Below are 11,017 nucleotides of genomic sequence, written 5' to 3'. Positions count from 1 at the left end.
CGTGAAACCCGGCGTCCTTTCTGTGCTCGGCAGCGTCGAGTTTCCCGATGCCATCGAAGGCCGCCGCACCGCTCTCGCCAATTGGATCGCCAGCAAGGACAACCCGCTCACCACTCGCGCCATCGTCAATCGCCTCTGGCTCTGGCACTTCGGTCAGGCCATCGCTGGCAATCCCAACAACTTCGGCAGCACCGGCAAAAAGCCCACACACCCTGAACTGCTCGACTGGCTCGCAGCCACGCTGGTGGAAAAGAACTGGTCCATCAAAGAGATGCATCGCCTCATCATGACCAGCGCCGCTTATCAGCGCAGTTCCGAAATCAAAACAGAACTGAGCCACGAAGAAGCCGAAAAATCCTACGCCGTATTCAAGCCCCGCCGCCTCATGGCCGAAGAGATGCGCGACGCCATGCTCAGCATCACCGGCGAGTTGAATCCCACCCTCGGCGGCATCCCAAACCGTCCCGAGATCAACGTCGAAGTTGCCATGCAGCCGCGTCAGGTCATGGGCACTTTTGCCTCCGCCTGGGTGCCCAATGCCAAGCCAGAACAGCGCCATCGCCGCAGCTTGTATGCCTTGAAGATTCGCGGCGTGCGCGATCCCTTCATGGAAGTCTTCAACGAACCCGGCCCCGACTTCTCCTGCGAAGCCCGCGACGTCTCCACTGTCACGCCCCAGGTCTTCAGCCTCTTCAATGGCCAGGCCACCTACGATCGCGCCCTCGCACTGGCCAATCGCGTGATGAAGGAAAAACCGGCCGATGTCATCACTCGCCTCTTCCACCTCACCTACGGCCGCCAGCCATCCGCCGCCGAAAAAGCCGCCTGCACCACCCACTGGCAGGACATGGTAGCCCGACATGCCACCCTCACCTTCAAGCAGCCACAGCCCCCTCTTAGCGTGAAACGCGATGCCGTGGAAGAAAACACCGGCGAAAAATTCAGCTTCCACGAAGCGCTCCCCGGCTACGCCGATTTCATTCCCGATCTCCAACCCGCCGATGTCGATGCGCAAACACGCGCACTTGCCGATGTGTGCCTCGTCCTGCTGAACTCGAACGAATTCGTTTACCTCTACTGAGCCATGAACACGCCCTTCTTCCCCTGCGCCGGTTCTCGCGCACTTCACGCACCCACACGTCGCGAGTTCATCTATGGCCTCGGCACCTCTCTCGGTAGTGTCGCTCTCACTTCCCTGCTCGCCGCTGAACAAACCGGCCCGCTATCTCCCAAGGCTCAGCAGATTCCCGCAAAAGCCAAGAACTGCATCTTCCTCATGATGGAAGGCGGCCCCTCCCACATCGACACCTTCGATCCCAAGCCCGTGCTCGATAAGCTGCACCTGAAGGAGTTCACCAAGGAAGGAAAACAGAAGTCCGCCATGGAAAGCGGCAAGCGCTACTACGTGAAATCCCCCTTCAAGTTCGCGCAGCATGGGCAGAGCGGCGCATGGATGAGCGAGCCCTGGCAGCATCTCGCCAGCGTTGCCGATGAACTCTGCTTCTTTCGCGGCTGCCAGGTAGATTCCGTGAATCATCCCACCGCGATGTATCAGATGAACTGCGGCAATCGCTTCGGCGGAGATCCCGCTCTCGGTGCCTGGGTCACCTATGGCCTCGGCTCCGTGAATCAGGACCTGCCAGGCTTCATGGTCCTGCCAGAAATCAGTTACCCGCAAGGCGGCAGCGCCAACTGGAGCAACGGCTACCTCCCCGCCCAGTTCCAAGGCACCCCGCTGCGCCCCAAAGGCTCGCCCATCCTCGATCTGCAACCTCCGCAGGGCATCGCATCGGATCACCAACGCGCCAACCTCGATCTCCTCGCGCAACTGAACACACGCCACGCCGAAGCCCACCCCTGGCACGATGAACTGCGCGCTCGCATGCACAATTACGAACTCGCCTTCCGCATGCAGACGCAGGTGCCGGAGACCCTGGACCTCAGCAAAGAAGACGAAAAGACCAAAGCCATGTACGGCATTGGCAGCGATGCCACCGACGCCTTCGGCCGCAAGTGCCTCCTCGCGCGCAAGCTCGTCGAAAAAGGCGTCCGTTTTGTGCAGCTCTACGCCGGCACTTGGGACAGCCACGACTACATCGAGCGCGCCCACGGGAATCTCATCCATCAGGTGGACCAGCCCATCGCCGCGCTCATCAAAGACCTCAAACAACGCGGCCTGCTGGAAGACACCCTCATCGCCTGGTGCGGTGAATTCGGCCGCACCCCGGACAATGGCGTGCGCGGCGGCACCGCCTACGGTCGCGATCACAATCCCAAAGCCATGACCGTCTGGCTCGCAGGCGGCGGCGTCAAAGCAGGCCACACCATCGGCAGCACGGATGATCGCGGCATGGAAGCCGTCGAAGAGGTGCATCACGTCCGTGATCTCCACGTCACCCTCCTGCGCCTGCTCGGACTGAACGACAACAAGCTCACCTTCTACCACGCGGGCCGCTTCAAACAGCTCAGCCAGTTCGGCGGCCAGGTGATCGAGAAATTGATCGCGTAGTATTTGAGCGATGCCGCCTTTCTGGCACGTTCATGCATCATGCTGAAGAAACTCGTCATCGTCCTCTGCCTCGGAGCCGCCGCCGGTGCCGCATGGGTGGCACTGAAACCCGCCAAGAACAGCTCTGTGCCACTCACCGTCTTCTGCGCCGCCGGCATCAAGAAGCCGGTGGAGGAAATCGCCGCCGCTTATCAAAAGGAAACTGGCACCGAAGTCCGCCTGCAATACGGCGGCACCGGCACCCTGCTCAGCCAGCTCAAGATCACCAAGCAGGGCGATCTCTTCATCGCCGCTGACGATGGCGCCTTGGCAGATGCAAAAAAGCTGGGCGTCACCCGCGAGGAGTTCACTCTCGTCAATCAGCAGCCGGTGCTCGCCGTCACCAAGGGCAATCCCAAACACATCGACAGCCTCGCCGCTCTAAAGAACCCCGACATCAAAGTCGCCCTGGCAAATCCCGAAGCCGCGAGCATCAGCCGCGTGGCAAAGAAGCTTCTCGGCCCCGAATGGGATGCCTTGGCCGCGAAGGCCGCCGTGATGAAACCCACCGTCACTGAAATCGCCGCCGACCTCTCCCTTGGTGCCGTCGATGCCGCCATTGTCTGGGACTCCACCGTCCCCCAGTTCAAAGGCCTGGAGATCGCGCCGCTGCCAGAACTCGCGAAGCACGAAGAACATGCCACCGCGACCATTCTCTCATCCAGCCAGCAGCCTGCAGAGGCGCTGCGCTTTGCACGCTACCTCACCGCCCCGGAAAAAGGCGGCCCCATTTTCCAAAAGCAGGGTTTCAAACCCGTGCCCGGAGACAAGTGGGCCGCACGTCCTGATCTCATCATCTACAGCGGCGGCGTGAATCGTCTCGCCATCGAAAAACTCCTCCAGCAGTTCGCCACTCGCGAGGGCATCACATTGACCACCGTCTTCAATGGCTGCGGCATCCTGTGCGCCTCCATGAAGACCATGCAGGACAGCAGCAATCCCAAGTTCCCAGACGTCTATTACGCCTGCGATGTCTGCTTCGTTCCTCCAGTGGCAGAGCAGTTCCCCGAAGCCATCCTCCTCACCGAGGCCGAAATCGTCATCGCCGTCCCCAAGGGCAATCCGAAGGGCATCCACACTCTCGCAGACCTCGCCCGCCCCGGTCTGCACGTCGGCATCTGCAATGCCGAGCAGTCCACCATCGGCTTTCTCACGCGCTCCATGCTCAAGTCCATGAACCTCTGGGAAAGCGTGAGCAAAAACGCATCATCGCAGGTGCCCACCGCAGATTTCCTCGTTAATCAGATGCGCACCGGCTCACTCGACGCCGCCGTCGTCTACGGCATCAACATCAACAACGACAAAGCCCACTTCGATGCCATCCCACTACCAGCGGACAAGTCCAAGGCCGTCCAGCCATTCGCCGTTCGGCGTGACTCCCCGAACCAGCAGCTGGGCCGCCGCCTCCTCGCCTTCCTGCGCGAGCAGCGCACAACGTTCGAAGATGCCGGCTTTGTCTGGAAAGGCGACACCGCTCCCGTCAAAAGCGCGGACATCGTCCTGCCAGACTGGTTGAAGCAAAAATAGCGTCGCACAGCAGATGCAGCGCCCCGGCCGTAGGTTGGGTATGTGTGGCGTCCATCGCATCCCATCACCCACAGCCTCCTTCGCCAAACCGCCCGACTTCGAGCGCGCAAGTATGCCATGGCGTCTGCCACACTGACAAGACGGAAGAAGGAGCGTGCTTGCGCCCCCCCATCTACTCCGCCGTCTGCAGCACCTGCTCCAGCCCACTCGCCATCAGGTCATGCTGCCAGTTCATCAGATGACTCGATGGATTGCCGTCCACGACGAGTTCCTCGATGGTCGCACGTGACCCGAGCAGCGAGGGCTCGATCTCAAGCTCCAGCGCCACTTTTTCGCGATGAGCACAGAGCTTGTCGATCTGATCCCTCTGCGTGTCACTGAGGCGCCCTTTGGTCTTCTTGGCACGCTGCGGCCAGTCGGCGGCAGTGGATGCCATGATCGCGGCCACGATGTCAAAAAACTCCTTCTTCCACCGCGGACGCCAGCCATTCGGCGGATTCAGCGGCTGGCCGGCTTCAAACTGCTCGGCATAGGCCACCATCTGCTTGTTGGACATGATCTTGAAGCAGGGCGTGTCACGCTCTTTCGCGATGCCTTCACGCCATTCCCACATGCCTTTCAGAATGGCCAGTCCTCTGGGGTGCAGCCTGCCACAGCCCTGCACACGCCACGGATCTTCACGCGCCACGTTGTCACGCGCGGCCACATCTTCCTGCAAAGACAGGCAGCTTTGATGAAACCAGCCTTCACGTCCCTTCGCTTTCAGATCAGCGACGAATTTATCCGCGATAGGCAGCAGATAGCGCACATCATCCACCGCATACGAAAGCATGTTCGGTGGCAGCGGCCGACGGCTCCAGTCAGCCTTTTGTGAGGCCTTGCAGAGATCCAGATCAAAGGCGTTTTTCACCAGCGCCGCGAGTCCAAACTGGCGTGCACCCAGCAGGCGTGCAGCGATCTGCGTGTCACGAATCACCTTCGGATTCCAGTCATAGGTCCTCCGCAGCATCGTCAGGTCATAGTCAGCCCCGTGAAACCACAGCTCATGCGCATCCAGCAGTTCCAGCAACGGCGTGACATCTGAAATCGCCAGCGGATCCACCAGAGCATAGCGTCCGGCGCAGTTCACCTGCAGCAGGCAGAGCTTCTCATGATAGTGGTGCAGGCTGTCCGCCTCCGTGTCCAGGCAGCAGCGCTTGTCCGGGCTTTCTGCCAGCCAGGCTCGCATCTTGCCGACCCATTCACTGAGATGCTCCGGGGTGTCAATGAACTCGTAGTCCTTCGGTGGTGATCCTTCCTCGTTCATTTCAGGCCCATGAGGAGGATTTCCGCATTGTTGCTGGTGCGGTTGATATTGCGAATAAGCATCTCAAGTGCCTCGACAGCGGGGACAGCAGCAAGCTGTTTGCGCACCTGCGTGATGCGCCGGAATTCGTCAGGATGGTAGAGCAGGTCATCACGCCTGGTGCCCGATTTGAGCAGATGCAGCGCGGGATAGATCCGGCGCTCGGAGATTTCTCGGTCCAGCGTGGCCTCCATGTTGCCGGTGCCCTTGAACTCTTCAAAGATCACCTCATCCATGCGGCTCTCGGTTTCGATCAGCGCCGTGGCAATGATCGTCAGGCTTCCGCCCTCTTCCACATTGCGGGCAGAACCGAAGAATTTCTTGGGCTTTTGCAGCGCCTTGGTACCGACACCGCCGGCCATGTAAGCGCCCCCCTTGCTGCCTTGCGATGAGTTGTAGCCACGGGCCAGACGCGTGATGCTGTCCAGCAGGATGACCACGTCCTTCTTCATCTCCACCAGACGGCAGGCGCGCTCACGCACGATCTCCGCCACCTGGCTGTGCCGCTTCGGACTCTCATCAAACGTGGAGCTGTAAATCTCGCAGCCGTTCACCGTTTCTTCGAAATCGGTCACTTCCTCGGGGCGCTCATCGAGCAGCAGCACGATGAGGGTGATCTCCTTGTGGTTCTGCGAAATGGATTTCGCGATGTCCTTCAGGATCACCGTCTTGCCCGAACGCGGCGGCGCGCAGATCAGACCACGCTGGCCTTTGCCCAGCGGTGCCACGATGTCGAGAATGCGGGAGCTGACCGCGCAAGGCTTGGCCGTTTCAAGAATGATGCGCTTGTTGGGAAAGGTCGCCGTGAGCTTGTCGAAGTCCGTCGGTGTCTCCCATTTGTCGATCGTAATCCCCTCGACTTCGGTGATCCGGTCGATCGCCAGATACTTGTCCCGATCCTTGGGAGCCTTGGCAATCCCTGCAATTCTCTGGCTGGGACGCAGATTGAATTTCCTGACCAGAAACAAAGGAACGAAGACGTCCTCTGGCAGGGGCATGAAACTGTACTTCGGATAACGAATGAGACCGTAGTTATCGGTGCCGATCTCCAGCACACCTTCCACCTTGAGGCGGGTTTTGTGTTCCCCCATCCACGAACAAAGATCGTAAATGAGCTGATGCTTCGTGCGGCTTGCATTCAGGCGGAAACCCACCTTTTCCGCAAGCTCCAGCAGATCTGCCAGCGAGGAGTTCTGCAGTTCGTTGATGGAGATCTCCTCTGGAAACGGTGGCTGTGCGCCATCCGTCTTCTGTGGCTCGGCAGGCGGCTCGCCTGAAACGGCGGGAGGTTGAGCAGGAGATGCAGCTTCCTGCTGCGGCTCGGGATTCACCAGGGGGAGAGTGGCAACGGGGGTGGTTTCCGACACGGGGGAGGCGGGGGGGGCCGCAACCGTTGCGGGGGATTCGGTAGATGGGTCGTTCATGCTTGCAAGAGTGGACTTGCCAGCGTCAGCACCTGGGCTTCAAGAGAGGCCAGAGAACCATCATTCCAAATGACGGCATCTGCTCTTTCTACCTTGGCTTCGATGGGCCATTGGGCCTCCAGGAACTTGTGAACGGTCTGTTCGTCGAGTCCCCGGGTTTCCATCATCCGCCTGACTTGCACCGACCGGCTGGAAGCCACCACGATGACGAAGTCTGCTGAAACTGTACCCCCAATCTCATAGTGGAGGGGGACTTCCGCAAGGAAAAGATTCACCCCGGCCCTTTCGGCCTCCCCCCGGGCCGCTTCGAGAGCCGCCAGTACGGGAGGGTGCAGCAGGCCCTCCAGCTTTTTGCGCAGACCGACATCAGGCAAAACCACATCGCGCAGCCACTGCCGGTTGATCTCGCCTGCATTACGCAGAGCCCTAGCGCCAAAGGCCGCCACCAAGCCCTGGATCGTTGATTCACGTTTCATGACCTCTGCCACCATCAAATCGGCAGAAAAGACACGGTGCGGCATGGGAAGCTGCTGCATCAGCAACGTGACCAGCGAACTCTTACCGCACCCGGCTCCGCCGGTGATCAACCAAGATTTCATCGAAGTAAATGGCCCGTGCCTGGCCCATCTGCAATTGCCAGTCGCTAAAAACGCATCAGGCAGGACGCTTTCGCAATCCTGCCTGATGTTGGGTTAGGTAGTTAAGTTTAGGACTGTTAGTTGGCTGGTGCCACCGCCGGCAGGAGAGTTCCCACAGAGCCAGGGCCGACTGCAGCATCAGCACCTGCTGCTGCCTGTGTAGGGTTGGCCGGCTTGATCCGCTGACCCGAAGGATCGATCAAATGGGCCGTCACGAAGATCATCAGATTGCGCTTGTAGTGCTGCTCGGACTCACTCTTGAACAGACGACCAATAAACGGAAGGTCGCCAAGGATCGGTACTTTGTCCTGAACGTCCTGCACGTCTTCGCGGATCAGGCCGCCGAGAGCAACGGTCTGCCCATCCCAGATGGAGACACCGGTGGTCACTTTACGCACCGAGAACACTGGCTGGTTGATGATGTTAGCCGTGATCAGACGCTCAGGCTGCTGCAGAGGAACGAAGCCATTCACCTCTGTGGCGGTGCCTAGGACGAGATCAATGACAGTGGCAGAAACACTCTGCACAGTCTGGCTCGAAGGGGACAGAATAGGGGAACCGTAGTTGATGAAGCCATCAAACTCCACCACTTCAGGGGCGAGGGTCAGCTCGATCGTGTTGCCATCCGCGCCCACTGTGGGTTCAGCCTCAAGGCGAACACCAGTCTGGCGCATTTCGAACGCTGTCGGAGTCGTCGGAGTGGCAATCTGCTGGCCACCGCCGCCGCCGCCGCCAACGTTCAGACCACCACCACCCTGAGGAAGACGTGGAGGATCAAATTCCGTTGGGTAGATGAATTCGCGAGTCACTTCCATGGTGGCACGAGTGCCGCTCTTCGTTGTCACGCTTGGTGCGCTCATCAAATCCACGCCTTTTTTCTGGCTCAGACCGCGGATCACGTTCTGGAACTGCGCATTGCCGAAAATGCCTGCCGTGGAGAAAATGCCCGGAGCCGCGCTGGTAGTCGAGGTGGTGGAACCCGTGGTCAGCAGGTTGTCGATGCTGCTGTTGTTGATGGCAAAGCCACCGCTGCGATTACCGGCAGTAACGGGTCCTCCACCACTGGGGGCAAGTAGGCCTGTAACTGAATCGACTGCACCCAGAGGCGTTGGCCCAGCATAAGCACCAGCCACCGGAAGACTGGGAAACACCTGCTGGCCACCGACAGAATAGCCAGGATTCACCAAGTTTGACTGGAAGGGATAGCTTTCAGCGTTAAAGGCATTGCCATTACCGGTGCTGCCACCGCCGAAAGCGACACCGCCCGTGTTGATCCCACCAAGGAGCCAGTCGAAACCAAGTTCCTCCGTGTTTTTCTGGGTCACTTCCACGAACTTGGAAGTGATGACCACCATCTTGGGGGCCAGTTTCGTGATGGATTCCACATAGGCTTCCACCAGATCCAGATTGGGCTGCGTGTTTCTGACCACCAACTGTGAGTTGGCAGGATTGTAACTTGCCGAAGCACCCTCTGGGAAAACGATCCCTGATGCTTCAAGGATCTGCCGGGCTGTTCTTCTGGCGATCAAACCACCACCACCAGCCGCAGCAGCACCACCGCCAGCAGCGAAAGGATCAGCAGCAGCTGCCGGTGCAGCAGCACCAGGGTCTCCACCACCACCCGAGCTCAGGAAATCAGGCGGCACGCGATAGCTGCGAGTATACTGCTCACTGGCATTTTCGGAAATTGGCACCACCAGGACAGCATGCGCCTCCACCTTGTATTTCATCTGCGCCAGTTCAGTCACGTAGCGAAGCGCTTCAGACATCGGCACGTCTTTCAAGTCCAGGCTGATCGACGCATTGCTTGGTGCATCGCCCATGCGCAGAATAATATTCACGCCCTTGACTCCGGATTTGTCAGTGAAGGTGTCCAAATCACGGCTTTTAATACGAAGGTATTCAACGGCCTCTTCAATGGTAGCACCCTCGAATTGCACCGTCGGGAAGATGATCTTGTTCATCTTTTCCGTCAAATACGCACCCGGGCTGCGTCCCACACCATAGTCAAAAGTGACGGTCTGCCCCTGCACCGGCACCTTGTCCTCCCAAGTCTCCGTCACCTGCGTCAGCATTTTGGCACGCTGGTGATCATAGGCCGACTTGAAGTAGGCCTGACGCTTGCGCTCAGCATTCTCCATGCCGCGGCGGGCGGCGCTGTTGTAGGGATCTGTCCGCAGCACATCCTGATACTGCGTGATGGCCGCATCATACTGGCCGGTTTCAACGGAGCTGTTTCCAAGCAGGAGTCCTGCTTGCACCTTGCCCACGTTGGTCACGTGCTCAGCGGTCAGCGATAGCGGCCAGCGGTCTGGATCTTCAAGCTGCTTCTGGAACGCCAGAGCGCCTTTGTGCCCTGGAATTAACACCAACGCGCCTTCCAGCAATTGACGGGATTCCTTGTAATTGCCTGCCTTGGCACGTTCCTGGGCAACCGTGACGCTGCAATCAGCATACTTGAGCTGGGCCAGATCCAGCCAGTCACGGGTCAAGGGCGCATTCGGCAGCGAATCGATGGCGGATTTGTAGGAGCTAAGCGCACCGTCATAATCCCCCTCGCTGAACAATTTGTCACCACGATCCATGGCTGTGCGCGCATCCTCAATGCGGGCATAGCGACGTGCGATTTCGCGATTGGCCATTCCAGTGACGGTACTTTGACTTTGGGCCATGATGGATGGCGAGGCCGCAGTCAAAACGAGAAGGGAAAGGTTGAACACCAGACGAGAGTGATGGGTCATAGGGCAAACTGACAATATTTTGTGGTAAAGAGAGATTACTAACAGAAGAGGGCGAACTTTGGCGAGCTAATTTTTCTGCCGGGATGAAAATAGCAAAGGCTCAGCCCTGCTTAATTTCGATGGTTTCTTTCGTGGGTTTACCATCCGCCCCGAGAGGCGAAATGATGGCTTTGGTTTCTTCCAATTTGAGAATGTAATAGCTTTTACCAAGGCCGGGAAGCTGGAATGAGCCTCCTTCTTTGACTCCAGGGATGATTTGACGCTTTTTCCAGCGGAATTCGAACTCAGCCTCATAATCAGCCAGATTCACTTCCTTGCCTTCAATCAGTTCGAATTCCTTCTGGGCGGAAATATCAAACATTTTCAGCACAAAAGCTTCCTTGGGTCCAAATTTCGTCTCGATGGTTTCTTGCCGGAAGGAGAGAATTTTGAAGCGAATCGTGTTTTTATCGAAACCAAACTCTTCGTTGAGAGGCTTGAAAACGCTGGCCCGGGTCGGCACCGTGCGCTGAATCTGGAAGGTGCCATCGCTGCCACCCTTCAACAGCAGGATGTAGTCATGGCTGATACGCTTGGTCAGGAACAGCTTGTTCGTATATGGCGGCATCGAGCTCGCATCACGGGGATCAGTCTTGGCATTGAACTCCTCCAGGTTGGAGAACCCGTCATTGTCCGCATCCAGCTGGCCGATATTAGGCGAGAAGATGTTGGGAAGCTGCGCTTCCGGCGGGTTTTTCGTCAAATCTCCCGTGAGGAAGAGGTTGGTCATGGGTTCACGCAGCTTCGGCTCTGGC

At 58.5% G+C, this 11,017-nt stretch carries 8 protein-coding genes; 3 read left to right on the top strand and 5 right to left on the bottom strand.

Features of this window, described 5'->3' with window-relative positions:
* The 3 genes from ACIREA_RS16795 to modA form a co-directional block, all read left to right on the top strand.
* On the top strand, positions 1-1,081 hold a 1,081-nt coding region (locus tag ACIREA_RS16795; RefSeq protein WP_397383450.1), incomplete at its 5' end, for a DUF1553 domain-containing protein.
* A 3-nt stretch (positions 1,082-1,084) separates the two neighbouring features.
* On the top strand, positions 1,085-2,509 hold the full coding sequence (locus ACIREA_RS16790; protein ID WP_397383449.1) for a DUF1501 domain-containing protein: 1,425 nt from the start codon (positions 1,085-1,087) through the stop codon (positions 2,507-2,509).
* Positions 2,510-2,548: 39 nt separating this feature from the next.
* Positions 2,549-4,075, top strand: a complete 1,527-nt coding sequence (gene modA, locus ACIREA_RS16785) for a molybdate ABC transporter substrate-binding protein (RefSeq protein ID WP_397383448.1) — start codon at positions 2,549-2,551, stop codon at positions 4,073-4,075.
* 172 nt (positions 4,076-4,247) lie between these two features.
* On the opposite strand, the gene ACIREA_RS16780 is transcribed toward modA, so the two are convergent.
* The 5 genes from ACIREA_RS16780 to ACIREA_RS16760 form a co-directional block, all read right to left on the bottom strand.
* Complete coding sequence (locus ACIREA_RS16780) at positions 4,248-5,381, bottom strand: ribonuclease D (RefSeq protein ID WP_397383447.1); 1,134 nt, start codon at positions 5,379-5,381, stop codon at positions 4,248-4,250.
* On the bottom strand, positions 5,378-6,844 hold the full coding sequence (gene rho, locus ACIREA_RS16775; RefSeq protein WP_397383446.1) for a transcription termination factor Rho: 1,467 nt from the start codon (positions 6,842-6,844) through the stop codon (positions 5,378-5,380). The genes ACIREA_RS16780 and rho overlap by 4 nt, the downstream gene beginning before the upstream one ends.
* Positions 6,841-7,431, bottom strand: coding sequence for a dephospho-CoA kinase (coaE, locus tag ACIREA_RS16770; RefSeq protein ID WP_397383445.1), 591 nt, complete (start codon positions 7,429-7,431; stop codon positions 6,841-6,843). The genes rho and coaE overlap by 4 nt, the downstream gene beginning before the upstream one ends.
* Before the next feature lie 128 nt (positions 7,432-7,559).
* Positions 7,560-10,154, bottom strand: coding sequence for an Amuc_1098 family type IV pilus outer membrane protein (locus ACIREA_RS16765; protein WP_397383451.1), 2,595 nt, complete (start codon positions 10,152-10,154; stop codon positions 7,560-7,562).
* Positions 10,155-10,323: 169 nt separating this feature from the next.
* Positions 10,324-11,017: Amuc_1099 family pilus-like system protein (locus tag ACIREA_RS16760; RefSeq protein ID WP_397383444.1), on the bottom strand; the 694-nt coding region annotated here is incomplete at its 5' end.

Source organism: Prosthecobacter sp., from assembly GCF_044373815.1.
Classification (GTDB): Bacteria; Verrucomicrobiota; Verrucomicrobiia; order Verrucomicrobiales; family Verrucomicrobiaceae; genus Prosthecobacter.
The sequence above is the reverse complement of the archived record's forward strand: the minus strand, read 5'-3'. Positions and strand labels throughout refer to the sequence as shown.

Bases quoted from the DNA above. Each gene is read 5' to 3' on its own strand.
- ACIREA_RS16765 (WP_397383451.1), bottom strand. From the start codon at position 10,154: ATGGCCCAAAGTCAAAGTACCGTCACTGGAATGGCCAATCGCGAAATC.
- ACIREA_RS16780 (WP_397383447.1), bottom strand. From the start codon at position 5,381: ATGAACGAGGAAGGATCACCACCGAAGGACTACGAGTTCATTGACACC.
- ACIREA_RS16790 (WP_397383449.1), top strand. From the start codon at position 1,085: ATGAACACGCCCTTCTTCCCCTGCGCCGGTTCTCGCGCACTTCACGCA.
- rho (WP_397383446.1), bottom strand. From the start codon at position 6,844: ATGAACGACCCATCTACCGAATCCCCCGCAACGGTTGCGGCCCCCCCC.
- modA (WP_397383448.1), top strand. From the start codon at position 2,549: ATGCTGAAGAAACTCGTCATCGTCCTCTGCCTCGGAGCCGCCGCCGGT.